This window comes from Methylobacterium sp. E-012 (genome assembly GCF_057836545.1).
The window spans coordinates 1,628,928-1,655,158 of the sequence record NZ_JBYQEY010000001.1 but is presented as its reverse complement, the minus strand read 5'-3'; the positions used below and the strand labels follow the sequence as shown (position 1 = coordinate 1,655,158).

27 protein-coding genes are annotated in these 26,231 nt (G+C 70.8%); 13 read left to right on the top strand and 14 right to left on the bottom strand.

Going from position 1 to position 26,231, the window contains the following annotated elements:
- Window positions 1–22 precede the first annotated feature (22 nt).
- Window positions 23–298, top strand: a complete 276-nt coding sequence (locus AC3IF1_RS07840; protein WP_243968378.1) for a DUF2061 domain-containing protein — start codon at window positions 23–25, stop codon at window positions 296–298.
- Window positions 299–412: 114 nt separating this feature from the next.
- On the opposite strand, the gene lanM is transcribed toward AC3IF1_RS07840, so the two are convergent.
- From lanM to AC3IF1_RS07810, 6 genes are all read right to left on the bottom strand, one after another.
- Window positions 413–826: a lanmodulin LanM gene (gene lanM / locus AC3IF1_RS07835; protein WP_243968379.1), complete on the bottom strand. Its 414-nt coding sequence runs from the start codon at window positions 824–826 to the stop codon at window positions 413–415.
- 183 nt (window positions 827–1,009) lie between these two features.
- Complete coding sequence (locus tag AC3IF1_RS07830; RefSeq protein ID WP_489217015.1) at window positions 1,010–2,629, bottom strand: ABC transporter substrate-binding protein; 1,620 nt, start codon at window positions 2,627–2,629, stop codon at window positions 1,010–1,012.
- A 130-nt stretch (window positions 2,630–2,759) separates the two neighbouring features.
- Entirely contained in the window at window positions 2,760–3,821 is a 1,062-nt protein-coding gene (locus AC3IF1_RS07825; RefSeq protein ID WP_489217013.1) for an MBL fold metallo-hydrolase, read from the bottom strand.
- Between the two features lie 88 nt (window positions 3,822–3,909).
- Window positions 3,910–4,146: a DUF6894 family protein gene (locus AC3IF1_RS07820; RefSeq protein WP_243968382.1), complete on the bottom strand. Its 237-nt coding sequence runs from the start codon at window positions 4,144–4,146 to the stop codon at window positions 3,910–3,912.
- Between the two features lie 185 nt (window positions 4,147–4,331).
- Window positions 4,332–5,369, bottom strand: a complete 1,038-nt coding sequence (locus tag AC3IF1_RS07815; protein ID WP_489220348.1) for an aromatic ring-hydroxylating oxygenase subunit alpha — start codon at window positions 5,367–5,369, stop codon at window positions 4,332–4,334.
- Window positions 5,370–5,780: 411 nt separating this feature from the next.
- Window positions 5,781–6,356, bottom strand: coding sequence for an ATPase (locus AC3IF1_RS07810; protein ID WP_489217011.1), 576 nt, complete (start codon window positions 6,354–6,356; stop codon window positions 5,781–5,783).
- Window positions 6,357–6,643: 287 nt separating this feature from the next.
- On the opposite strand from AC3IF1_RS07810, the gene AC3IF1_RS07805 reads away from it, so the two are divergent.
- From AC3IF1_RS07805 to rimM, 5 genes are read left to right on the top strand one after another with little or no spacing between them, the layout of a single operon-like run.
- Window positions 6,644–6,874: an eL24 family ribosomal protein gene (locus AC3IF1_RS07805; protein WP_243968385.1), complete on the top strand. Its 231-nt coding sequence runs from the start codon at window positions 6,644–6,646 to the stop codon at window positions 6,872–6,874.
- 15 nt (window positions 6,875–6,889) lie between these two features.
- Window positions 6,890–8,452, top strand: a complete 1,563-nt coding sequence (gene ffh, locus AC3IF1_RS07800) for a signal recognition particle protein (protein ID WP_489217008.1) — start codon at window positions 6,890–6,892, stop codon at window positions 8,450–8,452.
- Window positions 8,449–8,784: a chorismate mutase gene (locus AC3IF1_RS07795; RefSeq protein ID WP_243968388.1), complete on the top strand. Its 336-nt coding sequence runs from the start codon at window positions 8,449–8,451 to the stop codon at window positions 8,782–8,784. The genes ffh and AC3IF1_RS07795 overlap by 4 nt, the downstream gene beginning before the upstream one ends.
- A gap of 4 nt (window positions 8,785–8,788) precedes the next feature.
- The gene (rpsP, locus tag AC3IF1_RS07790) at window positions 8,789–9,151 is read left to right on the top strand and encodes a 30S ribosomal protein S16 (protein ID WP_243968389.1); all 363 of its coding nucleotides are present in this window, start codon (window positions 8,789–8,791) and stop codon (window positions 9,149–9,151) included.
- A gap of 10 nt (window positions 9,152–9,161) precedes the next feature.
- Window positions 9,162–9,839, top strand: coding sequence for a ribosome maturation factor RimM (gene rimM / locus AC3IF1_RS07785; RefSeq protein ID WP_489217005.1), 678 nt, complete (start codon window positions 9,162–9,164; stop codon window positions 9,837–9,839).
- Between the two features lie 78 nt (window positions 9,840–9,917).
- Here the strand turns inward: rimM and AC3IF1_RS07780 are convergent, their stop codons facing one another.
- Window positions 9,918–10,703 (bottom strand): bestrophin-like domain, encoded by a 786-nt coding sequence (locus tag AC3IF1_RS07780; protein WP_489217003.1) that lies wholly within the window; start codon window positions 10,701–10,703, stop codon window positions 9,918–9,920.
- 86 nt (window positions 10,704–10,789) lie between these two features.
- Complete coding sequence (locus tag AC3IF1_RS07775; protein WP_489217001.1) at window positions 10,790–11,509, bottom strand: class I SAM-dependent methyltransferase; 720 nt, start codon at window positions 11,507–11,509, stop codon at window positions 10,790–10,792.
- 74 nt (window positions 11,510–11,583) lie between these two features.
- Here AC3IF1_RS07775 and trmD point away from each other — a divergent pair, with 74 nt between their 5' ends.
- The gene (trmD, locus tag AC3IF1_RS07770) at window positions 11,584–12,333 is read left to right on the top strand and encodes a tRNA (guanosine(37)-N1)-methyltransferase TrmD (protein ID WP_489216999.1); all 750 of its coding nucleotides are present in this window, start codon (window positions 11,584–11,586) and stop codon (window positions 12,331–12,333) included.
- Here the strand turns inward: trmD and AC3IF1_RS07765 are convergent.
- Window positions 12,291–12,470 carry a hypothetical protein gene (locus tag AC3IF1_RS07765; RefSeq protein WP_489216997.1) on the bottom strand — a complete coding sequence of 60 codons (180 nt, stop codon included), beginning with the start codon at window positions 12,468–12,470 and terminating at the stop codon, window positions 12,291–12,293. The two genes, trmD and AC3IF1_RS07765, sit on opposite strands and share 43 nt — an antisense overlap.
- A 213-nt stretch (window positions 12,471–12,683) precedes the next feature.
- Between AC3IF1_RS07765 and AC3IF1_RS07760 the strand changes: the two genes are divergently transcribed.
- From AC3IF1_RS07760 to AC3IF1_RS07750, 3 genes are all read left to right on the top strand, one after another.
- Entirely contained in the window at window positions 12,684–13,853 is a 1,170-nt protein-coding gene (locus AC3IF1_RS07760; protein WP_489216995.1) for a phosphoserine transaminase, read from the top strand.
- A 115-nt stretch (window positions 13,854–13,968) separates the two neighbouring features.
- Window positions 13,969–14,196 carry a DUF1902 domain-containing protein gene (locus AC3IF1_RS07755; RefSeq protein ID WP_489216993.1) on the top strand — a complete coding sequence of 76 codons (228 nt, stop codon included), beginning with the start codon at window positions 13,969–13,971 and terminating at the stop codon, window positions 14,194–14,196.
- A gap of 59 nt (window positions 14,197–14,255) precedes the next feature.
- Window positions 14,256–14,387 carry a type II toxin-antitoxin system HicA family toxin gene (locus AC3IF1_RS07750; protein WP_489216991.1) on the top strand — a complete coding sequence of 44 codons (132 nt, stop codon included), beginning with the start codon at window positions 14,256–14,258 and terminating at the stop codon, window positions 14,385–14,387.
- A gap of 167 nt (window positions 14,388–14,554) precedes the next feature.
- Here the strand turns inward: AC3IF1_RS07750 and AC3IF1_RS07745 are convergent, their stop codons facing one another.
- The 3 genes from AC3IF1_RS07745 to tesB all read right to left on the bottom strand — a co-directional run bounded on the left by AC3IF1_RS07745 (window position 14,555) and on the right by tesB (window position 17,669).
- A complete protein-coding gene (locus tag AC3IF1_RS07745) occupies window positions 14,555–16,054 on the bottom strand; it encodes an ammonium transporter (protein ID WP_243968403.1) in 1,500 nt (499 codons plus the stop codon).
- 80 nt (window positions 16,055–16,134) lie between these two features.
- On the bottom strand, window positions 16,135–16,473 hold the full coding sequence (locus AC3IF1_RS07740) for a P-II family nitrogen regulator (protein ID WP_010683623.1): 339 nt from the start codon (window positions 16,471–16,473) through the stop codon (window positions 16,135–16,137).
- Between the two features lie 296 nt (window positions 16,474–16,769).
- On the bottom strand, window positions 16,770–17,669 hold the full coding sequence (gene tesB / locus AC3IF1_RS07735; protein WP_489216988.1) for an acyl-CoA thioesterase II: 900 nt from the start codon (window positions 17,667–17,669) through the stop codon (window positions 16,770–16,772).
- A gap of 101 nt (window positions 17,670–17,770) precedes the next feature.
- On the opposite strand from tesB, the gene AC3IF1_RS07730 reads away from it, so the two are divergent.
- A complete protein-coding gene (locus AC3IF1_RS07730; RefSeq protein WP_243968407.1) occupies window positions 17,771–19,036 on the top strand; it encodes an FAD-dependent monooxygenase in 1,266 nt (421 codons plus the stop codon).
- Between the two features lie 333 nt (window positions 19,037–19,369).
- On the opposite strand, the gene AC3IF1_RS07725 is transcribed toward AC3IF1_RS07730, so the two are convergent.
- Window positions 19,370–20,905, bottom strand: coding sequence for a glycosyltransferase family 2 protein (locus AC3IF1_RS07725; protein ID WP_489216985.1), 1,536 nt, complete (start codon window positions 20,903–20,905; stop codon window positions 19,370–19,372).
- A 19-nt stretch (window positions 20,906–20,924) separates the two neighbouring features.
- A complete protein-coding gene (locus tag AC3IF1_RS07720) occupies window positions 20,925–24,059 on the bottom strand; it encodes a rhamnan synthesis F family protein (RefSeq protein WP_489216983.1) in 3,135 nt (1,044 codons plus the stop codon).
- 323 nt (window positions 24,060–24,382) lie between these two features.
- On the opposite strand from AC3IF1_RS07720, the gene AC3IF1_RS07715 reads away from it, so the two are divergent.
- Window positions 24,383–24,931: a formaldehyde-activating enzyme gene (locus tag AC3IF1_RS07715; protein WP_243968413.1), complete on the top strand. Its 549-nt coding sequence runs from the start codon at window positions 24,383–24,385 to the stop codon at window positions 24,929–24,931.
- A 293-nt stretch (window positions 24,932–25,224) separates the two neighbouring features.
- Entirely contained in the window at window positions 25,225–26,229 is a 1,005-nt protein-coding gene (locus AC3IF1_RS07710) for an AAA family ATPase (RefSeq protein ID WP_489216982.1), read from the top strand.
- Window positions 26,230–26,231 lie beyond the last annotated feature (2 nt).

Below are 26,231 nucleotides of genomic sequence, written 5' to 3'. Positions count from 1 at the left end.
GGGCGGGCAGGAAGGGATCGCTATGCCGGCCGATGATTCACCAACCGAGGACCAGTCGGTTCGACCCGATCCCGGCGCGCGACCGGCCGCGCCGCCCGGGGAGACCCGCCTTCGCTCGATCGCCAAGGCCGTGAGCTGGCGCGTCGTCGGAAGCCTCGACACGCTGCTGCTGTCCTACCTGTTCACCGGGAATGTCCTGATCGCCGGTTCCATCGCGTCGACGGAGACCCTGACCAAGACGGTACTGTACTACCTGCACGAGCGCGGCTGGGGCCTGGTGCGTCTGGGCCGCGCCTGAGAGGGGGCGTATCCCTCCGACAGACCGCGTTTGGCGCGCCGCGACGAAAAAACCCCCGTGGAGGGATCCACGGGGGTTCGGATCGGAGGCACCCCAGTTGGGGACCCGGTGCGGTTACTTGATGAGGGCGAGCAGCGCCTTGCCGGCCTTCGTGTTCAGCTCCTTGGCGTCCAAGGTGCCGTCGCCGTCCGGATCGGCCATCTTGAAGCGCGCGGCGACCGCAGCGAGGTACTCCTTCTTGTCGAGGGTGCCGTCGCTGTCCGGGTCGGCCTGCTTCACGCCGACCTGGCTCAGGCGACCCTTCAGCTCACGGGCGTCGAGGGTCCCGTCGGAATCCTTCTCGAGACGGTCGAAGGTCGCGGAGGCCACCGCCTCGACTTCCTTCATGTCCACCGTGCCGTCGCTGTCGGTGTCGATCATCTTCACGGCGCTGGCGCCGCTCACGGGCTTGGCCCACGCGGCCGGAACCGAAAGGGTGGACAGCGCGAGGGCTGCGGCGGCGAAACCACTGAGAACACGAAGGGTCATTGCCAAATTCTCCCGAAAAATTATGCCCGATCTTCCTAGTTCGCGATTCGCTTTGCTGCAAGTGCGAAATTGCCGGCCCGAGGTCGTCGGCACGGACAAGATAGATCCTTCATGAGAAAGGGGCCGGCGGTTGCCGGCCCCTCATGTGTTGGACAATCGTCGGAATGCGGGTCGGGGATCGGATCAGGCGAGGGTCGCGAGATCCTGGAACCAATGCTGCGCCTGCACATAGGTCTTCACCCGCGGCGACAGGGCGTGCGGATTGGTGTCGTGCACCACCCAGACCTGGACCGCGTCATCGACGACGATCTCGTGGATGCGCGCCAGCAGCCTGTTCTGCTCGTCCGTATCGAGGCTGGCCTTCACCTTGTCGCAGAGGGCATCGACCTCGGGGTTGCGATAGTGGCTCCAGTTCACGCCGTTCGGAGCGATCTGCTTCGAGTCGTAGAAGCGCAGGATCGCGTAGAACGGGTCCGAGGTGACGTAGGCGATGTTCTCGGCCGTGACGCCCTTGAGGCTTGGATCCGCCGCCCCCTGGCGCCAGGCGGTGTAGGCCACCTCCAGCTCCACCGTCTTGAATTCGACCTGGATCCCGACCTCCGCCCAGCTCTGCTGGATGAACTCGTTGATCGGCAGGGACAGCATCTGCCCGGTTCCGCCGGTCGGGATCAGGATCGTGGTCTTGACCGGATTCTTCACCGAGAAGCCCGCCTCCGCGACGAGCTTGCGCGCCTGATCGACGTCGGTCTTGATCTGGAAGCTCGGCTTGCCGAACCACGGGCTCGACTGCTGCACCTGACCCACGGCCGGCTGCGCGAGCCCGCCCATCAACTCCACGACGCCCGCGCGGTCGACGGCGAGGTTGGCGGCCCGGCGCAGGCGCAGGTCCCGCCAGGGCGAGCCCTCCAGCATCGAGAGATGGTAGTTCCAGACATGCGGTGTCTCGTTGCCGACGACCCGCATGCCGGCGCCCTTCAGGCGCGGGACCGCGTCGGGGGCCGGCGATTCGATCAGGTCGACCGCGCCGGACAGGAGCGCGTTCACCCGGGCGAGGTCCTCGGGGACGCAGCTGAGCGTGAGCTTGCCGAGCTTCGGCACCCGCTTCGGGTTCCAGTATCCGACGTTCGGCAGGAGTTCGAGGCGCACCCGCGGGACCAGCTGACCCATGCAGAACGGCCCGGTGCCCGAGGGTTCGAAGGCGAACTTCGCCCAGTCGCGGCCGACCTTCTCGTACTGGGCCGGCGAGGAGATCAGGAACCAGAGCATCTGGTAGGGGAACAGGCTGTCGGGCGCCTTGGTGGTCACCTGAACGGTCCTGGGGTCGAGCTTCCGGTAGCTCGCCACGCCGGGCAGGCGCGGGCGGACCTGCGCGGCCTGGCGCTGGTCGAAATGCGGCGCCTCCTTGTTCAGCACCTTGTCGAAGTTCCAGATCACCGCGTCGGCGTCGAAGGCCGAGCCGTCGTGGAAGGTCACGCCCTCGCGCAGGTGGAAGGTCCAGACCTTGGGATCCGCCGGATCGGCCTCCCAGGCGGTGGCGAGCCCCGGGACCATCTTGCCCGGCCGGTCGGCGACGTCGAGTTCCCAGGCGACCAGGGGGTCGTAGAGGGTCAGGCCGGTGAACTGATAGCCGCCGGCGCCCCGGTCGGGCTGGCCGGTGGTCAGCGGCAGATCGGTCATCGAAATGCCGTAGGTCAGGCTGCCGGGGGCCGCACCCTGCGCCCCGGCCCGGCCCGGCGCCCCGAACGCGGCCAGGGCGGCGCCTCCGGCCATCAGCGAGCGGCGTGTCGGCTTGATCGAATCCATCGTGTCTCTCGGCAGAGGGGAACGCGCCGCCCGGAAGCGCCGCCCATCCGTCGAGGGCGCCGCGCCCAGGGCTGCATACGGTATCTTGCATGCATCGTGCCCAACGCCGCGGCCGTCGGTATTCGGCGCCCTACCCCTCCCAGACCTGCCCAGGCCTCAGCGCCAGGAACCGATCGGGGGCGATCCCCTGCGCTTCGAGCGCCGCGGACAGCGCCTCGGCCGGGCGTTCGATGCCCTCGTCGGTGAGCTGGAAGGTGCCCCAATGGTGGCCGAGCGCCTGCTCGGCCCCGAGCAGCGCCAGGGCCTCCACGGCCTCGGCGGGGTTCACGTGCTGGGCCTTCATGAACCAACGCGGCTCGTAGGCGCCGATTGGCAGGGTCGCGAGGCGGGGCGCCCCGAACCGGGCGCGGATGTCGCGAAACAGGCTGCCGTCGCCGAAGCCGGTATCGCCGACATGGTAGTGGATGCCCCGGGACGAGGTGATCACGAAGGCGCACCACAGCGCCATGCGCCGGTCCTTCACGCCCCGGGCCGACCAATGGTTCGCCGGGGTCAGGTGGACCTGCAGCCCGTCGCCGAGATCGACCGACTCACCCCAGTCGCGGGTCTCGACATGCATCGTGTCGTCGTAGCCGCGCAGGATCGCGTCGTTGCCCAGCGGCGCCACGATCAGCGGCTGGTGCGCCTGCCAGATCCGCGCGAGGGCCGGCCCGTCGAGATGGTCGTAGTGGTTGTGGGTGATCAGCACCGCGTCGATGGGCGGCAGGTCGGACAGGGCGATGCCCGGCGGGTTGACCCGCTTCGGGCCGGCGAAGCGGACCGGGCTCGCGCGCTTGGCGAAGACCGGGTCGATCAGGATGTTGCGTCCGGCGACCTGAACGAGGTAGCTCGCATGGCCGATCAGCACGACCCGCAATCCCGCGACGCGTTCGGGCGGCCGGTCCGCCGGATAGGGGCTCGGAAAACGCTTCGGCCAGGGCTCCCGCTGGCGCTTGGCCTGCCAGCGCAGGACATCGGGCAGCGACTTGTCGGTGGCCTGGTCCGGCAGGAAAAACCGCAGACCGTCGAAATGGTCGGAGACGGGCCCGCGATAATAGGGATTCTTGCCGCGCCGGTGGGCGGCATAGCCGACGCCGCCGAGCGTCATCACCGTGGCCGCACTCGCGACCGTGAGCAGGCTGCGCCGTTTCATGGATGTGAGATGGCCGGTCGCGCGCGCCGGTCAAGTTCACCGGCCTTGCGGCGGCGGGCCTCAGGGCCTGTCCGGGCCGCGGCGACGGTCAGTCGACGGCCTCGGCGGCGAGCGAGAGCCGCGCCCGATAGACCACCTTGCCGACGCCGTCGCGCACGCAGGCCACGTAATCCTGGCGCTCGACATCCGGCAGCATGTCGCGGGCGATCGCCGACATGATCCGGGTGACCTTGGCACGGGCGGCCGGAAGGTCCGGGAGCTCGAAGCCGACCTCGTCGCGGATCGGCTGGGAGCCGTCGTGAAGATCTATGAAGAAGCGAGGCATCGGCCCGAAGCGTCTCGAGAAGAGGTAATGCTTCGCAATCATTGCTCTAGCTATGGTTAACGAGCACTTAATTTCGGGGATGGACGGTTTTAACGGCCGACCGGCCTACAGACGAAGAACGCCTGAAACCATCGTCACAGCCAGAACGAGTCTCCAGCCCGCGCCCTCATCCTGAGGTGCCACGCTCACGAGCGCCAGCGCAACTCCCGTCGCTCCAGCGGATTGGCGAACGCGCGCCCGTCCCGGGCCGATTCCAGCGCCTCGCGCTTCAGGCGGAAGTACCATTGCGAGGGCAGGTCGCCCTGGCCGAACAGCACCATCGTGGGCTTGCGGTCGAGGCCGTCCTGCGCGTGCTGGAGCACCTGCTGATCCTGGGTCAGGAACTGGCGCATCAGCGGGCGGGCGACCGGCCTGAGCAGGTTCAGGGCCGGCATGCTCCAGTAGAGGGCGTTGGTGAGCAGCGTCCGGTCCGGCGTCAGCGGCGTCGCGAAGGTGTAGTTGGCGACACGCTTCGCACCGGCACGGATCCGCTCCAGGCGCACGCCCGGCAGGCGGAACTCGATCTCGACCTCCGGTACGCCGCCGAGCAGGCGGTAGACCGGCGAACTCGTCGTGGTGGCGTGGCTGGTCATGACGAAGCCGTGGGGCACCGGCTGGAAGGTCTTCACCTTCTCGCGGAGCTGCTTCGAGGGCCGGAACCACCAGGAATCGTGGACGAAGGCCACGTGCCCCGGATCCACCAAGCTCAGGGTCGTGAGATCGAAGGAGGCTTCGACCACGAGTTCCACCACCAGAGCGCCCGCCGGCGCGAAATCCAGGTCCGGCACGGCCGGCACGTCCCCGCCGTCCGGTCCCGTATGCGGATTGACCCAGAGGAAGCCGGCGCTCTCACGCACCGGAAAGCGCTGGACCTGGATGCGGGAGAAGTCGGCGGCGTCGTGTTCCGACAGGGTCGGCACGTCGCGGCAGCGCCCATCCGTGCCGAAGCGCCAGCCGTGGAACGGGCACATCAGCGTATCGCCGTCGAAGCGGCCCTTGGACAGGGCCATGCCGCGATGCGGGCAGCGGTCGCGGAGCGCGAACGCGGTCCCGTCGGGGGCGCGGCCCAGCACGATCTGTTCGCCGTTCAGTTCCACGGCGCGGAGGCCGGTCTTGCTGCCCGGCGGGCCGAGGCCGCGGGCCTGGCCGACGCAGTACCACGCGTTCCCGAGCGGCTGGCGCATCGCGTCGGGGTCGAGGGCGGCCTCGTCTGCGGGACGCGGCGGGTTGGTGAAGGGGGCGTTCAAAGGGGTTCGGGCTGACCACGGGGCACCCGTCATACGCCCGGCCGGCGGGGCGGGAAAGCGCGCCCCCGGGGAGGACAAACGGGCGCAGCCCCGGGGCTTCACAAGCCGGCCCGGGCCGCCTACCTTCGCTTCACCCGCAACGAACGAAAGGAGGTGATCCAGTGTCTCATTGTCATCAGCCGTGTGTCTCGGCTCATCGGACCTGGACCGTCGCCTCCGGCGCGTCGCTCTAAGACGCGTCAGAGACCCGATCTCGGGACAGTTCCGCCGGACGGCACGGTTCGGCAATGGAAGGGCCACCCTCGCGGGTGGCCCTTCGATGTTTCAGGGTCCTGTCCGAGGGTCGCGTCAGCGCTTCTGAAGCTGGAACAGCGGCTGGGCCAGCGCCTCGGTCCGGGCGCGCCACAGGTCGCGCTCCTCGCGCAGGGCATCGCGCTCGCCGACCAGGGCGAGGCGCTCGGCCGAAGTCCGTTCACGCTCGGCCTTCATGGCCTCGCGCTCGGCGTGGAACCGCTCCCGCTCGGCGCGGATCTCCGCCTGCTCGGCCCGCAGATCGTCGAGGGAGCCGATCTCCTCCTGGATGTGCGCGCGCAGAACCCGGATCTCCTCCGCGAGGATCGCCTGGAGCTCGTCCTGATGCTCGGCCTCCAGACGGAGCTTCGCCTTCAGCATCAGGTTCTCGGCCATCAGCTCGGAGATGTCGGCATCCTCGGCCGCCGCATCCGGCCCGGACGGGGCGACGAACCGGGGCGACCACGTGGTATCGGAAGTGTCGCGCCCGGCCTTCGCGTCCGGGCGGAGCTCCTCCAGCCGCGGCTCGGCCGGGCTGTGCGTCTTCATCGCCGAGAGCCAGTCCCGCAGCGGGCCGGGCGCGGGACGGCCACCGGCCTCGATCGGCGGCAGGGAGCGGGCGGGTTCCGACATCGGCGGCGTCCTGAGCGAAGAGGCCCCGATGACAATCCGAACATGCTTAACGATCGGTAAAGGCAACGCGCTTGGCCGACCTCGATCGCGCCGCCACGGCGCAGGAAATTGACTTTCCGTGCCGGCGCGGCTACGCCCCGCCCTCCCGATCCGTAGCAGATCGACCGAAGCCAAGCCGACCGGTCCCGCGAGACTGGAGGTCAACGCCCGACAGCGCGTGTGCGCCCTCGGGCGCGATGGGCGTTGGCCGATCCGCCGCGCCGGGACCCGCCGGCCGAGGCACCCGCATGACGCGAGACCAGCAAGCGTTGACTGAAGCGCTGACCATCGAGGACGCGATCAACGAGACCTGCCCGTGGTCGGGCAAGCCGATCTCGGCCGACTCGCTCACCCTCTACAAGGGCGCCGTGGTCGGCTTCTGCAACCCGGAGTGCCGGGACAAGTTCGCCGGCGCCCTGCGCAGCTTCGAGGCCGCCCTCCAGGCGCGCCGCGTCGAGCGCGCCGGGCTCGAACAGTAAGCGCGGGTCCAGAGCATGTTCGAAGGCCTGTCCGACCGCCTCTCCGGCATCCTCTCCGGGCTCACCCGCCGGGGTGCGCTCACCGAGGTCGACGTCACCGCCGCCATGCGCGAGGTGCGCCGCGCCCTGCTGGAGGCGGACGTCGCCCTCGAAGTGGTGCGCGGCTTCACCGACAAGGTGCGTGAGAAGGCGGTCGGCGCCGTCGTGCTCAAGTCGGTGACGCCCGGCCAGATGGTCGTGAAGATCGTCAACGACGAGCTCGTGGCCATGCTCGGCACCGACGCCGAGACCCTGGACCTCAACGCCCCCGCCCCGGTGCCGATCCTGATGGTCGGCCTCCAGGGTTCGGGCAAGACCACCACCACCGCCAAGATCGCCCGGCGGCTCACCGAGCGTGAGAAGCGCAAGGTGCTGCTCGCCTCCCTCGACACCCGCCGCCCGGCCGCCATGGAGCAGCTGGCGGTGCTGGCAAAGCAAGTGGGCGTCGAGAGCCTTCCGATCATCGCCGGCCAGTCGGCGGTGCAGATCGCCAAGCGCGCCCTGGATGCCGCGCGGCTCGGCGGCTTCGACGTCGTGATGCTCGACACCGCCGGCCGCACCACGGTGGACGAGGCCCTGATGGCCGAGGCCGCCGAGGTGAAGGCCGCCACGAGACCCCATGAGGTGCTGCTCGTCGCCGACGCCCTCACCGGCCAGGACGCGGTCAACACCGCCCGGGCCTTCGACGAGCGGCTCGGCGTCACCGGCATCGTGCTGACCCGCATGGACGGCGATTCCCGCGGCGGCGCGGCCCTGTCGATGCGCGCCGTCACCGGCAAGCCGATCAAGCTCGTCGGCGTCGGCGAGAAGGTCGACGCGCTGGAGGAGTTCCACCCGGCCCGGGTGGCCAACCGTATCCTCGGCATGGGCGACATCGTCTCCCTCGTCGAGAAGGCCGCCGAGACCATCGACCACGAGCAGGCGCTCCGCACCGCGGAGAAGATGCGCAAGGGCAAGTTCGACCTGGAGGATCTCTCCATGCAGCTCGGCCAGATGGAGAAGATGGGCGGCATCGGCGGCCTGATGGGCATGCTGCCCGGCATGGGCGCGATCAAGAAGCAGGTCGAGGGCGCCAACCTCGACGAGAAGATGTTCAAGCGCCAGCGCGCCATCATCTCGTCGATGACCCCGCAGGAGCGGAAGAACCCCGATCTCCTCAAGAACAGCCGCAAGAAGCGCATCGCGGCGGGGTCGGGGGTCGACGTCTCGGAGATCAACAAGCTCCTGAAGATGCACCGGACCATGGCCGACATGATGAAGGCGATGGGTTCCGGCAAGCGCGGGATCGGGCAGGCGCTGGGCTCGATGTTCGGCCTGGGCGGGGGCGGCATGGGCGGCGGCATGCCCGGCCTTCCCCCTGGTATGCCGGAGCCGACGCCGGAGCAGATCGCGCAGATCGAGAAGCAGTTCGGCGGCAAGCTGCCGCCGATGCCGCCGGGCCTGGGCGGGGGCGGGATGCCCAAGATGCCGGGGCTTCCGGGCCTGGGCGGTCCGAAGCTTCCGGGTCTCGGCGGGTTCATGCCCGGGAAGAAGAAATGAACGTGCTCGCGGCGCAGGCCGTCGATCCCGAACTCGCGCGCCTGCGCGACAGCATCGACAATTTCGATGCGGCGCTGATCCATCTCCTCGCCGAGCGTTTTCGCTGCACGCAGCGGGTCGGCGAGCTCAAGGCCCGAAAGGGGATCCCCCCTTCCGATCCGGACCGGGAGGCCCGTCAGGTCGCCCGGCTCCGCACGCTCGCGGTCGAGGCCAAGCTCGACCCCGATTTCGCCGAGAAGTTTCTGGCCTTCGTGGTCAAGGAAGTCATCCGGCACCACCAGTCGATCGCGGCGACGCACGAGTCGGCGACCGACACCGAGAGAAAGTCGTAAGAAAATGGCCCTGAAGATCCGCCTCACCCGCGGCGGCGCCAAGAAGCGCCCCTATTACCGCATCGTCGTCGCCGACGCCCGCGCCCCCCGCGACGGCCGCTTCATCGACAAGGTCGGCGCCTACGACCCGATGAAGGCCAAGGACGATCCGGCCCGGATCGTGCTCGACAACGAGAAGATCCAGGGCTGGCTCGCCAAGGGCGCGCAGCCGACCGACCGGGTCCTGCGCTTCCTCGACCAGGCCGGCCTCGCCAAGCGTCCGACCCGCAACAACCCGCAGAAGGCCGAGCCCGGCGACAAGGCCAAGGAGCGCGCCGCCAAGCGCGCCGAGAAGGCCGCCGCCCCCGCCGAGGACGCTGCCGCTTAAGGGCCGCATCATGGCGCGCCGCCCCGCAGGTCCCTCCCCCCGCGACGGCGGCCGCCGCGGCCGCGCGGCCGTCGGCGCCATCGCGCCCGACGCCGCGACCTCGCCCAAAGCGCCGGCCCCGAAGCCGGCCCCGCCGCCCGACCCGAGCCTCGTCCTGCTGGGCGAGTTCGGGCGGGCGCACGGGCTCAACGGCGAGGTCCGCCTCAAATCCTACACCGCCGACCCGCTGGCGATCGCCGGCTACGGCGCCCTGATGACGGCGGATGGGCGCAGCCTGTCGCTCGCCGAGGTGCGCCTCGCGCCGGGCTCCTCGCCCGACATGCTGATCGCCCGGGTGACCGGTGTCTCCGGCCGCAGCGCCGCGGAGGCGTTGAACCGCCTCGCCCTGTTCGTCCCCCGCGATCGGCTCGCTGCCCCCGGGGACGACGAGGTCTACGCCGCCGACCTGATCGGCGCCACGGCCGTGGACGAGGCTGGGACGGAGATCGGCACGATCGTGGCCGTGCCGAATTACGGCGGCGGCGATCTGCTCGAACTGCGCCCCCCCGGCGGAGGCCCCACGGCGCTGCTGCCGTTCACGAAGGCCTTCGTGCCGCACCTCGACGTGGCGCAGCGCCGCGTCACCGTGCTGGCGCCGGAGGATCTGTTCGTGCCGCCGGGGGTGAAGCCGACCGACGATCCGGGCTGAGCATTCGAGGCCTCTGCTTCGCTCCGGCTCGTCAGGACGAGGGGGATGGTTTTCCCTCGGCCGAACCGGAGGGATGCCCTACGGCGCCGCCACCGCGGCCCGGGCGATTACCAACGGTTCGGCGGTCATCGCCAGCGGCCCATCGAAGGGGCGCTCGTGCAGGGCGATCAGGCCGAGGGTGGTCACCATCGCCAGCGAGAAGGTCGTCAGCACCGTCGCCTGGGCGGCCGGGTGCTCCGTGTGGACGAGCCCGAGGGCCACCAGGGTCAGCGCCGCCAGGATCAGGAGGGTCAGCCACTTGGTTCCGTCGCTGGCGGTCTGGCTGAGCGCCAGCCGTTCGCCGCGATCGCCCCGCAGGGCCATGGCGGCGCCGACCAGCGCCGTGTGGGTGGGCGCGCCCGCCTCCGCGGTGATCTTCGGGTCGGACACCGCCTCCAGGAGCCGCCGCAAGCCGACCCCGGCCTCCGGGGCATAGCCGCCCTCGCTCATCCGCGGCCATTCCCGCTCGATCACCGCGTCGAGATAGCCGACGAGGGCCGCCCGGATGTTGCGCATGTCGGAGGCCGAGGCGAGGCTGAGATCGTAGAGCGCCAGGGCGTCGGCGCGTTCGGCCTGGAGGGCGCGGGCGGCCGAGCGCTGGCGCTCCCAGGCATCGTTGGCCACGAAGCCCGTGAGCAGGGCCAGCAGGGTCGCGAGCGCGGTGAAGTAGGTCGGCACCATGCCGGCGCCGAGGCGGCGCATCATCGGACGCGTCCTGCGCAGATGCGACAGCCCGTACAGGAGCGCGCTGAGGAGGCCGAACGACAGGGCCAGCACCGCGAAGATCGCCCAGAGCGGTTGATCGAGCCAGAGTCCGAGAAGCATGCGGTGGCCTGCAGCGTGGGCGACGAGCCGCGATGCTGACAACCTTGGGCTGAGAAACCGTGAAGGTCCGCGCCGACTCGCCGGCGTTACCGCCGGGTCGCCCCGTCCCGGCAGGGGTGGATCGCCTCCGGCGCCGGCCGCTGCTCGGGCGCGGGTGCGGCGAACACCGCGAGGTAGGCTCCGCCCTTCAGCGGGTGGAAGCCGGTCTCCCGGTAGCCCGCGGCCTTGAGCTCGCAGCGCAGGAGCGCCGGCGGTGTGCCGTGGCGGGAGGGGATGTCGTCGGCGTCCACGATGCCGACGCGACCGCCCGGGCGCATCGCCGAAGCGAGGTTGTGGAGCAGGCCGAAGGGCTGGGTGATCTCGTGGTACATATGCACGAGGATCGCCGCGTCGACGGCGTTCGGGGGCAGGCGCGGATCGTGCGGCTCGCCCTGCACCACGGTGACGTTGGACAGATCCTTCACCCGGGTTTCCAGGGCGGCGAGGTACTCCGGGGTGACATCCTCGGCGAGCACGCGGCCGCCCGGGCCGACCCGGGGGCTCAGCCGGACCACGTAGTAGCCGCTGCCGGCACCGATATCCGCCACCGTCTCGCCGGGCACGATGCCCATTCCCCTGGCGACCTGATCGAACTCGCCCGCCTTGTCGCGCTCGGCCTCCGCGGACCAGCGGGGCGCCACGATCTCGGCCACCGGCCGGTCGGGCTTCGGGAACGCCCCCGCGGGCGCGCCTGGAGGAGCCAGCGGTCCGGCCGCGAGGGCCGGTCCGGCGAGGACGAGGGAGAGAAGGGCCGCCACGCGCATCATCGCCGACAACCCACCGCGCGCGGATCGGTGCCCGGGCCGTTGACCGTGCCGCACCCCGCGCGCGATCAAGCGCCATGACGCGCGCGGACACGCCCTGGCGGGCCACGATCCTGACCCTCTACCCGGAGATGTTCCCCGGGCCCCTCGGCGTCTCGCTCTCGGGCGACGCGCTCGCCCGGGGCACCTGGAGCCTGGAGGCCCGCAACATCCGCGAGCACGGACTCGGCCGCCACCGGGCGGTGGACGATACGCCCGCCGGCGGGGGCGCCGGCATGGTGCTGCGCTGCGACGTGCTGGCCGCCGCCATCGACGCCGCGAGCCCGGCCGACGACCCGCGCCCGCGCCTGCTGATGTCCCCCCGCGGCCGGCCGCTGACCCAGGCGCGCGTGCGCGACCTCGCCGCGGGGCCGGGGGCGCTGATCGTCTGCGGCCGGTTCGAGGGGGTCGACGAGCGCGTCATCGCCGGGCGCGGCCTGGAGGAGGTCTCGATCGGCGATTACGTGCTCTCGGGGGGCGAGATCGCCGCCCTGGTGGTCCTCGACGCCTGCGTCCGGCTCCTGCCCGGGGTGATGGGCAAGGTCGCATCCGGCGTCGAGGAGAGCTTCGAGGGCGGGCTCCTCGAATACCCGCACTATACGCGGCCCCGGGACTGGGAGGGCCGGCCGATCCCCGACGTGCTGTCCGGGGGCAACCACGGCGCCATCGCCCGCTGGCGGCGGGCGGAGGCCGAGCGCATCACCGCCGAGCGGCGCCCGGACCTGCGCGGCACCGGCGCGCCGGATCAGGCCACTTCGAGGTCGATCACCGGGCCGTCGCGATCGTGATCCAGCGGATCGCGCCGCAGCGGCTGGCGCAGCGGCCGCCGGAGATGGGTCGGAAGCGCGACATGGGCCGTTAAGGCTCCAATAACCACAAGCAGAGCAGACCAGACCGCCAGTATCGCGGCGCTGTGGATGGACATGGGCGTACCTCGAACACAACACGGCACGCTGTTAAGGCTAATGCCCGTGGCTTAATCGACGGTTCCACGCCTGTCCGCGGAGAGTCCCGGCCGGGGGCAGGCAGCGAAGATCGCTGGCCCGGCGGGCGCTTGCAAGACAGACGCTTTGGGCGCATGCGCGAGCGCGGGAGGCGCCGCCCCGCCGCGGAGCATCCCCTGCAAGGATGGATTGCGATGACCAGCCGCCCCGCGCAGCGCCCGCGCGTGCCCCATTTCTCCTCCGGCCCCTGCGCCAAGCGCCCCGGCTGGACCCCCGCCGCCCTCGCCGACGCCGCCCTCGGCCGCTCGCATCGCTCGGCCCTCGGCAAGGCCAAGCTCGGCCGGGCCATCGGCCTGACGCGGTCGGTCCTGCAGGTGCCGGCCGATTACCGCATCGGGATCGTGCCGGCCTCGGACACCGGCGCCGTCGAGATGGCGATGTGGACGATGCTGGGGCCGAGGCCGGTCGAGGTCGCCGCCTGGGAGGCCTTCGGCAAGGAGTGGGTCACCGACGCGCTGAAGCAGCTCAAGATCGATCCGCGCATCCACCAGACGCCCTACGGCGTCCTTCCGGATCTCGCGGCGATCGACACGCAAGGCAGCGACGTGGTCTTCACCTGGAACGGCACCGCGGCCGGCGTGAAGGTGCCCGACGGCGACTGGATCGCCGCCGACCGTGCCGGGCTGACGATCTGTGATGCCACCTCGGCGGCCTTCGCGCAGCCGCTGCCCTGGGACAAGCTCGATGTCGTCACCTTCTCCTGGCAGAAGGTGATGGGCGGCGAGGCGGCACACGGCATGCTGGTGCTCTCGCCCCGGGCGGTCGCGCGCCTGGAGAGCCACACGCCGGCCTGGCCGCTGCCGAAGGTCTTCCGCCTCACCAAGGATGGGAAGCTGATCGAGGGCATCTTCAAGGGCGACACGATCAACACGCCGTCCATGCTGGCGGTCGAGGATTACGTCGACACCCTCGACTGGGCGGTGCGGATCGGCGGCCTGCCGGCGCTCCACGCCCGGGCGGACGCGAATGCCAAAATCATCTACGATTGGGTGGCGCGCACGCCCTGGATCGCACCGCTGGCGGTCGATCCGGCGACCTACTCGAACACCGGCGTCTGCCTGGTGATGGCCGATCCGGACGTGCTCGCCCGGGGCGACGCGGCGGTCTCGGCCTTCGCGGCCGGGATGGTCGAGCGCCTCGACCGGGAGGGCGTCGCCCTCGACATCGGCGCCTACCGCGACGCCCCGGCGGGCCTGCGGATCTGGTGCGGCGCCACGGTGGAGACGGTGGATCTCGAAGCGCTGACGCCCTGGCTCGACTGGGCCTTCGCCGAGGAGAAGGCGGCGCTGAGCAAGGCGGCGTAGGACCGTTCGCTTTGGCGTGCCAACCGGGGCCGCGGATACGCGACCCCGTATTCGAGAGGGTCTTGTCGCGCCCCTCGGTTCGCGCGATGCCTGGGCGCGCTTCAGGAACCTCGCCATGACACGCCACGCCGTCGTCCGCTGTGCCTGGGATCCGGACGCGGCGGTCTGGTACGTCTCCGAAAGTGACGTCCCGGGCCTCGCTACGGAAGCCGAGTCGCTTGACGGACTCAGGCGCAAGCTCCCGGGGATGATTCAAGATCTGCTGGAAGACCTGCAGGACGGGGATCTCGACGTTGACCTCATCGCCCACGCGCATGATCGTGTGCGCGTCGGGGCGGCGTGACCGATTATACGCCCGATCTCTAGAAACTGCCCCGTGCCAGCGGTTACCGATTCTTCCGCATGGGTCGCGGCGACCATGAGATCTGGCAGCACGCGGAGACCGGCCGCAAGGTCGTCGTCGATGGCAGCATCAAATCCCGTCATACGGCAAACGGCGTTCTGAAGCAGGCCGGCCTTCCGAAGGCATTCTGAGAGCCTGTTCGACGAAGGCGGCGTATCCTGGCGCGTGCGCTGAAGGATCGGCCGCACCGCGATCGTACGGTCAAGCACGTGCCTCCCCAAACAAAAAACCCCGGCCCACGCGGAGCCGGGGTTTCTTCTCTAGAGGACGCGGCCCCGCAGGGCCGCGCCGGTCGCTCTCAGTAGTTGTAGGCGCGCTCGCCGTGATCGGCGATGTCGAGGCCCTCGCGCTCCTCCTCCTGCGTCACCCGCAGGCCGATGGTCAGGTCGACCAGCTTGTAGAGGATCGCCGAGCCGACGCCCGACCACAGCAGGGTCAGGCCGACCGCTTCGGCCTGCACGATGAACTGGCTCATCATGTCGTAGGCGCCGACCACCATCTCGCCCGGCTTGGTGGAGTAGTCCGGGATGCCGACGCCACCGAGGTTCGGATCGACCAGGATGCCCGTCGCCAGGGCGCCCAGGATGCCGCCGACGCAGTGCACGCCGAACACGTCGAGCGAGTCGTCGTAGCCGATGGCGTTCTTCACCGTGGAGCACATCACGAAGCAGACCACGCCGGCGACGAGGCCGAGCACGATCGAGCCCATCGGGCCGGCGAAGCCCGAGGCCGGGGTGACGGCCACGAGGCCGGCGATCGCCCCCGAGACCATGCCGAGCAGCGACGGCTTGCCCTTGAGCGCCCACTCGGCGAACAGCCACGCCACCGCGGCCGCGCAGGTCGCCACGAAGGTGTTGAGCATCGCCAGCGCGGTCGTACCGTTGGACTCGAGGTTCGAGCCGGCGTTGAAGCCAAACCAGCCGACCCAGAGCAGCGAGGCGCCGATCATCGTCATGGTCAGCGAGTGCGGGGCGAGCAGGTCGCGGCCGTAGCCGATCCGCTTGCCGAGCATCAGGCATCCGACGAAGCCCGCGATCCCGGCGTTAATGTGCACCACGGTGCCGCCGGCGAAGTCGAGGGCGCCCTTCTGGAAGAGGAAGCCGGCATCCTTGTTGACGGCGTCGAGGGCCGCCTGCGCGGTCGCCTTCGAGGCATCGTCGGTGGCGGCGGCCAGCGCCTTGGCGGCGTTGCCGACGGCATCCGGGCCGCCCCAGTACCAGACCATGTGGGCCATCGGGAAGTAGATGAGCGTGACCCAGAGGATCATGAACACCACCAGCGCCGAGAACTTCATCCGCTCGGCGAAGGCGCCGACGATCAGCGCCGGAGTGATCATCGCGAACGTCATCTGGAAGCAGATGTAGACGTATTCGGGGATCACGACGCCGTTGGAGAAGGTCGCCACGGTGGAGTTCGGGTCGACGCCCTTCAGGAACGCCTTCGAGAATCCGCCGACGAAGTCGTTGATGCCGGCGCCGTTGGTGAAGGCGAGGCTGTAGCCGTAGAACACCCACAGCAGGCCGACGATCGCCACGATGGCGAAGACCTGGGTCAGGACCGAGAGCATGTTCTTGGTGCGCACGAGGCCGCCGTAGAACAGGGCCAGGCCGGGGACGCTCATCATCAGCACCAGGGCCGAGGAGATCAGCATCCAGGCCGTGTCGCCCTTGTTGGGGATCGGGGACGGCGGCGGCGCCGCGGCTTCGGGTGTCGGCGTCTGTGCGAGGGACGGCTCGATCAGGATGGCGGCGATGGCCGCCCCTCCCAAGCCGAGCATGAGGGCGTGACGAAGTTTCATGGGCACGTGGCTCCCGGTCGTGATTCGTATCGTTTCAAGGAAGTCGGGGGTCTGCGGGCCCGGGCGCGCCGGGCCGCGGATCAGAGGGCGTCGGCGTCGGTCTCGCCGGTCCGGATGCGCACCGCCTTCTCCAGCGGCATCACGAAGATCTTGCCGTCGCCGATCTGGCCGGTGCGGGCGGCCCCCGCGATGGCGTCGATGACGCTCGAGGTCAGATCCGAGGCGACGGCGACCTCGATCTTCAGCTTGGGCAGGAAGCTCACGGCATATTCGGCGCCGCGGTAGATCTCGGTATGGCCCTTCTGCCGGCCGTACCCCTTCACCTCCGTCACCGTCAGGCCGTGGACGCCGATTCCGGTGAGCGCGTCGCGCACCTCCTCGAGCTTGAACGGCTTGATGATGGCCATCACGATTTTCATGGGCGACGCCCCCTTCGCAGTCCGTGGGAACCGTTGCCGACGCCCGATCCGCGCGACGACCCGGCCGGGGTCGTCCGCAGGCTCGGGATGGCCCGCGGTTGAACGTCGCCATTCAAGGACTATGCCACGCAAGCTTGGCCGGGAACCTTTCCGCCCCGGCCAATTCTGCCCATGGATTAGCCGCCGCGGATCAGATCACGCGCACCCGCCGGCGCCGAAATGCACATCGAGCGGGCAATTTGCCCCACGTGCGTGCATGATTCCGTGTCGTTGGCGGACACGGGCGAGGCGGCGTCTTAATCCGCGTGGGGACGGATAAGCCCCTCCTGCGCGACCGAGGCCACGAGATTTCCGGCCCGGTCGAAGATCTGGCCGCGGGCGAAGCCCCGGGCGCCGCCCGCCACCGGGCTGTCCTGCGCATAGAGCAGCCAATCGTCGATCCTGACCGGCCGGTGGAACCAGAGCGCGTGGTCGAGGCTCGCCGCCTGGATGGTGGGGTCGAAGACCGAACGCCCGTGCGGGATCAGCGACACGTCGAGCAGGGTCATGTCGGAGGCGTAGGCCAGCACGGCCCGGTGCAGGGCCGGATCGTCCGGCAGGGCGGCAGCGGCGCGCAGCCAGACGTTGAACACCGGCTCGGGCGGTCGTCCGCCCCCCCCGGCGGGGACGTACCGGTTCAGGTCGACGGGACGCAGGGCGATCGGCCGCGCCCGGCCGAAATAGGCGGCGATCGCCTCCGGCATGCCGCTGCCGCCGGCCGCCGCGAGGGCCTGGCCGTCGAGGAGCCCCTCCGGCCCCGCCACCGCGGGCATCGCCGGCTGGTGGACGAAACCGTCCTCCGTCACCTGATAGGAGACCGTGGTGGCGAAGATCGCCCGCCCGCGCTGGATCGCCTTGACCCGGCGGGTGGTGAAACTCCGGCCGTCGCGGATGCGCTCGACCTCGTACACGATGGGCGTGCGGGGATCGCCGGGCAGCATGAAGTAGGCGTGGAGCGAATGAACCGGGCGGTCGTCCGGCACCGTGCGGGTGGCGGCGACCAGCGCCTGCGCCACCACCTGGCCACCGAAGACCCGCCGCCAGCCGGTCTTCGGGTTCTGACCGCGGAACAGGTCGGTCTCCAGCCGCTCCAGGTCGAGGATGGCGATCAGCTCTGCGACGGCATCGGTCATCGCGTCGGTGTTGGCGTCGGTCATGACCCGCGGGGTTTCCGTTCGTTGCGCGCGTGCGACATAGGCCTTTCGGACGAACCAATCCACGCGTCCCGCCCGCGGGATGCACACCGGAGATCCGCCCCATGACGGCCGAGACGCCCCGCCCCGGAAGCCGCAGCCTCCTGATCGCCGGCGGCGGCCTGCCCAGCCTCGCCCTGGCGCTGGCCCTCAAGCAGGCCCACGGCCCGGCTTTGGCCGTGACGGTGATCGATCCGGGGGCCGCCGACCCGGCCCGGCACCGCGGCCGCGCCTACGCGGTGGCGGCGGGCGGCCGACGGATGCTGGAGCGGCTCGGCGTCTGGGACCGGGTCTCGGTCGCGGCCGAGCCGATCACCGAGATGGTGATCAGCGACAGCCGCCTGGCCGACCCGGTGCGGCCCACCTTCCTGACCTTCGGCCGGGAGGCGGGGGACGACCGGGACGACGGCGCGCCCTTCGCCCATATGGTCGAGGCCGAGCCGCTGGCCGCGGCCCTGGCGGAGGCCTGCCGGGCCACGGGGGTGGGCTTCGTCACCGCGGGGGTCGAGCGCGCGGTGCCGGACGGCGCGGCGATCCGCGCGGCGCTGACGACCGGCGACAGCCTGCGGGGCGACCTGCTGGTGGCCGCCGACGGCGCGCGCTCGCGCCTGCGGGAGGCGGCGCGGATCGGCTGGGTCGGCTGGTCCTACCCGCAGGTCGGCATCGTGGCGACCATCGGCCATGCCCGGCCGCACGGGGGACGCGCGGTCGAGCATTTCCTGCCCTCGGGCCCCTTCGCGATCCTGCCGCTGCGGGACGGCGGGACGCTGGGCCATCGCTCCTCCATCGTCTGGACCGAACGGTCCGACGAAGCCGACGCCCTGCTGTCGGGGGAGCCCGACGAGGTGCTGGCCGAGATCGAGCGCCGCTTCACCCTGGATCTCGGGGCCCTCGCGCTGGAACACGGGCCGAGCCGGCACCCGCTGGCCTTCGGGCTCGCCCGGGCCTACCGCGCCGAGCGCCTCGCCCTGCTGGGCGACGCCGCCCACGTGATCCATCCGATCGCCGGGCAGGGACTCAATCTCGGCCTCGCCGATGCCGCCGCGCTGGCCGAGGCGGTGACCGGTGCGCTGCGCCTCGGCCTCGACCCCGGCGGTCCCGACGTGCTGCGCGCCTACGAGCGCGCCCGGCGCTTCGACAGCTTCGCCATGGCGGCGGCCACCGATGGGCTGAACCGGCTGTTCTCGAACGACGCGCTGCCGCTGCGGATCGCCCGCGACCTCGGCCTCGGCATCGTGGACCGGCTGCCGGGGCTCAAGCGGTTCTTCATCGGCGAGGCCGCCGCCGCCCGCGGCTCGCGGCCGCGGCTGATGCGGGGGGACGGGCTGTAGGGGGCGACACGCCGGTGCAGATGCGTGCCGTTCGGAAGCATCGTCCGGTCGAGGGATGGGGCAGTCCGGAGCCGCCGGGCGCCCGCCCTCCCCCCTCTGCGGGGGCGGGTGGCCCCTGGCTCAGCAGGGGTCGGGCCGGGACGTCGTCCCGCAGGAGGGGAACCGGCTTCCGAACAGGGCAGAGCCGGTTTGAAGCGCACAGCCCTTTTCTGAATCGTCGCTCCCCTCTCCCGACCCCCTTCGGGGGCCACCCTCCCCCGCGGAGGGGGGAGGGAGAGGCGCGGGTTTGGCCGTTGCGTGCATCCGTGCGCCTCGTCACTCAGAGAGCATCGGTCAGGCCGCCGCCTCCGCCCGGCGCTCCGTGATCCAGCGCGTCGCCTCGGCCCGGGGGGCGACCACGTCGATATCGGTACGCAGCTGCGGGCTGTAGGCCGGATCCTCCGCCAGCACGTCGTGCCAGCGGCGCAGGAAGCGCGCGATCTGCGGGCCCGGGGCGAAGCTCGCCTGCCGCGAGGCGCTCTCGTGATGCGCCATCTCGGCGAACGGCGTGTAGACGATCCGGTAGCCGAGCTGGCGCAGCTTCAGGCAGAGGTCGACGTCGTTGAAATCGAGGGCGAAATCCGCGTCGAACCCGTTGACCGCCTCCAGCACCGCCTTGCGCGTTGCGAAGAGCGCGCCGGTCACCGCCGAACAGTCGCGCTGGGTGAGCGCCCAGTCGCCATAGGTCGGCTCGGCCGCATCCCGGTTGTACCAGGGATGGGCGAAGACATCGAAGATGCCGCCGGTCATGCCGGCGTGCTGGAGCCTGCCGTTCGGGAACAGCAGCCGGCCGCCGACGCCGCCGACGCCGCGGTCCAGGGCGAAGGTCAGGAGCGCCTCGATCCAGCCCGGCCGGCGCACCACCAGGTCGTCGTTCATCAGGATGACGAGGTCGGTCTCGGCGGCCCGCCAGAGCAGGTTCATCTTGGCGGCGTAGTTGAACGGCTCCCCCGGCGCCCGGGTCGTGAGCAGGCGGGTCACCCGGAAGCGGTCGTTGCGGCCGCGGTAGATCGCGTCGTTGTCCGTATCGTCGCCGATCAGCACATGGATCCGGTCGGCCGGGTAGGTGCTGCGGCCGAGGCTGTCGAGGAGGTTGATCACGTGCGGCTTGGCACCGTCCAGCGCCCGGCCGTCATCGTCCTTCGGACGGCTCTGGTTGGTTGGCACCACGAGGGTGACGGCCGGCCGCGCGTCGAGGCTCCGGCGGATCTCCAGCGTGTCGGGCGTCAGCCCCGGGATCGCGCGCAGGGGCACGCCGGTCGTCTCGAACCAGCGGTCCAGGGCGTGGCCGCGGGCCGTGCGGGTCGCCTTCGGGCGCTCCAGCGGCGAGGCGATCAGCGTCTCGGGGATGCGGTCGATCCCGATCCCCGCGGAGATCGCCCCGAGCAGGAACCGGAACCAGGCGGCGCTGCCGTGGCGCAGGCCGAATTCGGGGCCGATTCCCGTCAGGACCGAGGCGCGGATCAGGAGCGGGAAGCCGATATAGTCGTCGGCCATCAGCAGGGCCGGGTTGAAGGCCGGCTTGCAATGGACGCTCCGGACTTGCCCCGCGCCGTCCACCACGGCGTCGTCGCCGTAGAAGATGCCGATATCGGGCCGCGCCGCCATCGCGGCCGTGAGATGCGCCATGAGGTCGGGGTGCAGCTCGGAGGCCGCGGGCGCCACGAACAGAGCCCGGCAGGCCGGCAATTGCCCGGCGGCGACCTGGCCGAGCCGGCGCTCGTCGACGGGGCGGAACTGCGCGTCGAGGGGCAGCGGCAGGATCGCGTCCGGCCACGGACACGCCCCCCAGGAGGCCGACGGGGCCGGGACCGGTTTCTTCTTCAGCACGGGTCGCGTCTCCGGGGCGTCAGGAACGTTCGGCGGCGAGGAGACGCGACAGGCTCGCCTCCATGGCGGAGGCCACCGCGGCGATGGACAGCCGCGCGCGGATGCGCGCCCGGGCAGCGGCACCGATCCGCGCCGCATCCCCGCTCGCCACCGCCCGGGCGGCGTCGGTGAGCGCCCGGGCGAGGTCGGCCTCGTCCACCTGGCCCCATTCGGCGCCGCGCAGGTACGGACCGTAGGTCCGGTCCAGGGCGGCGATCTCGGCCTTCACCGGGAAGCCGCAGGTCGCGTCGAGGAAGTCGCGGCTGCCGCCGTAATCGGTGGCGACCACGACCTTGCCCATCTCCATCGCCTCGGCGATCGTCAAGCCGAACCCCTCGGACGAGTGCGACGAGGCGTAGACCGCGCAGAGTTCGAACAGGGCGCCGAGTTCGTTCTGGGAGAGGGGCTGGTCGATCACCACCACGTCCCCGGTCCTGCCCACGAGGTCGAGGAGCTTCCTGCCCTCCTCGGGCAGGTCGAAGACGTGCTTGGTCTTGAGCACGAGCTGCCAGCCCGCCTGCCCCAGTCCGGCCGCCCGGAAGGCCCGGATCAGGGCATGCGGGTTCTTGCGGGCGAGGTAGCTCGACCCGTCGAAGGCGTAGAGGATGACCTTCTTGGTGGCATCGATGGCGAAGGCCTTGCGCAGGTTGGACTTGGCGGCGGCGCTGGCCGGCTCGCCGGCCTCGTTCTCGACCACGTAGGGGACGACATCGACCGGGATGTCGGTGATCTGCCGGAAGATCGCCGCGCAGAATTCCGTGGGCGCCCAGATCGCGTCGAGCCCGTCCACGGTGGGGAGCCAGCCCCCGGGCACGTGGGAGGTCTCCCAGACGAACAGCCCGACCTTCAGCCGCGCCTGCGCGGCGATGGCCTGCTGCCGGTCGCTCATCAGGGAATGCCAGCTGTCGCCGTTGAAATGCACCAGGGCGACGTCGGCCGGGCCCGAGAAGGTCCGGGCCTGCCAGGCCGGCGCCACCCGGGCGTGGACGTGGAACGGCCGCTCCATCGGATGGACGTTCAGGGCGAAGGGGGCCCGGTGCAGGGCGCGGGCGTAGCTGCGGGCCGCGACGCCGAGCCCGTTGGCGTAGTTCATCGGCGAGACGAAGGCGACGCGCAGGGGCCGGTCCGGCGCCTGGGGGCTGCGCAGGTCGGCCCAGATCTTCGCGCCCGGATACGTGTAGGTCACATCGAGCCGGTCGAGGTCGAAGCCGCGCTCGGCGATCGCCTCCCGCACGGCCGCGCCGCCGATCGCGGCGTGCTCGCCCAGGAGCGAGCGCTTCACGAACGGGAAGCCCTGCGCCAGCATGTTCTCCCAGTCGAACAGGGTGCGGTTGTTGCGCGGGTCGTTGACCAGCGACATGTGCTTATTCTGCGCCGAGAACAGGCTGCGCATGCCGAGCCCCGCCGCCCGCATCCGTCCGGAGAAGGTCAGCTCGTACTCGGTGATGACCGCGTTCTTGTCCGGCCAGTTCGCCACCGCCTGGAGGAAGCGGTTGAACGCATAGGACGACAGGCAGCGCCGCTTCAGAGCCAGGAAAAAGCTCTGCAGGTGGTGACTGTAGTAGAAATTGTCGGCGAGCCCGATCACCGCCTCCGGGAAGGCGTCGATCTTGGCCAGCAGCCCGGTGAAGTCGCCGCGGTCGAGGGGGCCGACGAGGCTGTCATTGGCGAGGTACAGGGTCTCGCAATCGAGCAGGTCGACATCCTCCAGCAGGACATGCGCCCAGGCGGCGAAGTCGAAGCCCCGGTTCTCGCGCAGGTAGACGGAGGCGCAGAGGTCCAGGATCGCCTGTGGCACGGCGTTCTTGTGCTGGTCAGCCGCGATGATCAGGACGATGTCGATACCGTTCTGCGCGAAGGCCTCGAGATAGGGCTCGACATGGCCCCGGATCCGGCCCTCGGGGGCGTGGGTGATGAACAGGGCGGTGCGGTCGTGCCGGCGCGGTTCCCGCTTCAGGCAGGACAGGCGGGCCTCGGCGGCTTCCGGCACGGCGGCCTCAGCGACCCGGCGGGTCAGCCGCCCGGCCTCCAGGCCGGTGGTGACGTAATCCACGAGCGGGTTGAGCCCAAGGGCCGCCACCTTCGGATAGCGGGCGCGGTACCAGGGCGCGTCGAAGCGCGGCGACGGGCTGGTGGTGCGGCCGCCATCGGCGAGGAAGTGGACCAGCGGGTTCGGCCCGGCCGGATCGTCGGCGAGATGGGTGTTCGTGTACCAGCGCGTGTCGAACCAGGGGCCCGGATCGAGCCCCTCGGCGGCGCCGTGTTCCAGGTAATGCACCAGGGGATTGAGGCTGTCGGCCCGCACCGCGGCGGATTGGGCGGCGTACCAGTCCGGATCGAACAGCGGGTGCGGCGCGTGGCGGCGGTAGCCGCCGGCCATCACGTAATGCTCCAGCGGCTCGAGCCCGCTGGTCTCGGCCTCCGGGCAGCGCCCGCGGTAGAAGGCGGCATCGAACAGGCCGGACCGGCGGATCAGGTCGACGTGCCGCGACAGGCCGGCGAATTCCTCCGGGTTGCGCAGGTAGCCCTGCTTCCGGCCGGTCTCGTAGAAGTGGCTCAGGGCATTGCCGCCGGCCGCGCGGGCATCCGGATAGCGGGACAGGTACCAGGCGCTGTCGAAGAGCGGCGACGGATCGGTGTCGGTCCGGCCCAGGAAGTCGAGGAACGCCCGGCCGCGCTGCCCAGCGCCGCCGAGATAGCGTTCGGCGTACCAGTCGGGATCGAACAGCGGGTTCGGGCGGATCCCCGCCGCGGCGCCGCGGTCGAGGTAGTGGAGCACCGGGTTGATGCCCTCGGCCCGCAGCCCCGGGACGGAATCGAGGTAGAGGTCGCCGTGGAACAGCGGGTGCGGCCAGCGTCCCTCGCGGCCGCCATGGACCGCGTAGTGGAGCGCGGGGTCGAGCCCCTCGCCGACCACATCGGGGTAGCGCCGGGCGTACCAGGCCGGGTCGAACAGGCCGGATTCCTTCACCGCGCGGATGAGATCCGCCTGCCGGGGCTCGGTGCGGCGGCGGCGCTTCAGCCGCCGGGTCAGCGGACGCGCGAGGGTTTGCGCCGCCCCGGCGAGGCCGGCTTTCTCCGACGATCCGGCGACGAACACATCTCGAAAACGCATGGTCAGGTCCGGATACGCGGGAAGCCCGCAAAGCTGCCCACGCCGCGATCCGCGAGAGACATCAGAGGGTTCGGCCGGCGGTCGCAGGCACGACCGTCCCGGCATGCGCGCCTTCCTAATGGTCCGGGCCGCCCGCGCCAAGGGCGGGGTCCGGTGCCGTCCCGGGCGCGGATCGGGGTGGATCGGCGCCGAAGGCGGGCGCCCCGTGCCGGAACGCGTGCTAGGGGAGACCCATCGGGCACGCCGCGCGACACGATCGGGCGTGCTCGCACGCCAAAATCCAAGCCGTGACCCATCAAGCCGTGACCCATGGAGTCGACCGTATGAGCGAACGCATCATCCTCCGCGCCGGCGAGGCGCTCGTGGCGGGCGGGCCGCCCAACACCGCCTCCGAACCGGAGGTCATCATCGGTGAGCTCGACGGTCCGGTCGGCACCGCGATCGCGACGCTGACCGGCGATCAGGTCGTCGGCCACAGCCGGGTCTTCGCGCTGCTCAACACCGACATCATGGTCCGGCCGGTGACGCTCTGCGTGTCCAAGGTGAGCGTCACCGAGAGCAAGTACACCTCGATCCTGATGGGCACGGTCCAGTTCGCCATCGCCAACGGCGTGCTCGACGCGGTGCGGGCGGGCTACATCCCCAAGGAGAAGGCCAACGATCTCGGCATCATCTGCTCGGTCTGGCTGAGCCCGGGGGTGATCCAGGCCGAGACGGTCGATCACAAGGCGCTGTTCGAGATCCAGCGCAGGGGCATGACCGAGGCGATCCGCAAGGCCATGACCAACGAGCCGTCGATCGACTGGCTGCTGGAGAACCAGGACAAGATCGTGCACAAGTATTACACGATGGGTCTTGAGGGGAAGATCTGATTATTTAAGCGCAAAGATCTCCCGGAACCGTTGGCCGCAAACCGGGCACGACCTCCGCGGATCCGCCGGGCGCCGCGTGAGGCCCCCGCGCGCCGCGTGAGGCCGCCGCGGAGGCGTCGCCATGGCGCAACGATGGCGGCGTCTCCGAGCCCGTCACTTCTCGCGCCCCCGGATCTCCCCGCGAATCACCGTGCGGCGATCCCGACCTTGCCAGCCCGGTGCGAACGGCCCCACATTGGCCGGATGACCGGTGGGGTCCCGCGGGACTCCGGGGGCAGGAGATGGACATCGGCATGACGCAGGGGATCAGCCCGGCCACCACCCTCGACGACGGTATCGTCGCCACCGCGGAGAGCTGCCTCGCCGCCGTCGGCGCGGCCCGGGACGCGATCCACGGGGTGATCTTCGGGCAGGAGAAGGTCGTCGACCTCGCCCTCGTGACCATCCTGGCCGGCGGCCACGGCCTGCTGGTCGGCCTGCCCGGCCTCGCCAAGACCAAGCTCGTCGAGACGCTGGGCACCGTGCTCGGCCTCGACGCGCGGCGGGTGCAGTTCACCCCGGACCTGATGCCCTCCGATATCCTCGGCACCGAGATTCTCGAGGAGGATGCCGACCGCCGCCGCGCCTTCCGGTTCGTGCAGGGACCGGTCTTCACCCAGCTCCTGATGGCCGACGAGATCAACCGGGCGAGCCCCCGCACGCAATCGGCCTTGCTCCAGGCGATGCAGGAGGGCCACGTCTCCGTGGCCGGCGCCCGCCACGACCTGCCGCGGCCGTTCCACGTGCTCGCCACCCAGAACCCGATCGAGCAGGAGGGCACCTACCCGCTGCCCGAGGCCCAGCTCGACCGGTTCCTGCTGGAGATCGACGTCGGCTATCCCGATCGCGCCGCCGAGCGCCGGATCCTGATCGAGACCACCGGCGTGGACGAGGTGCGCCCGCGGGCCGTGATGTCCACCGAGCAGCTGCTCACCGCCCAGCGCCTCGTGCGCCGGCTGCCCGTGGGCGAGGCCGTGGTCGAGGCGATCCTCGACCTCGTGCGCGCCGCCCGGCCCGAGGGCGGCGCCGCGCTGGTCAAGGACAAGCTCCTCTGGGGGCCCGGCCCCCGCGCCAGCCAGGCGCTGACGCTCGCCGCCCGCGCCCGGGCACTGATCGAGGGCCGGGTCGCTCCCTCGGTGGCCGACGTGAAGGCCCTGGCCGAGCCGGTGCTCAAGCACCGAATGGCCCTGAGCTACACCGCCCGCGCCGACGGCGAGACCATCGAGGGCCTGATCGGCAAGCTCGCGGAGACGATCTGACC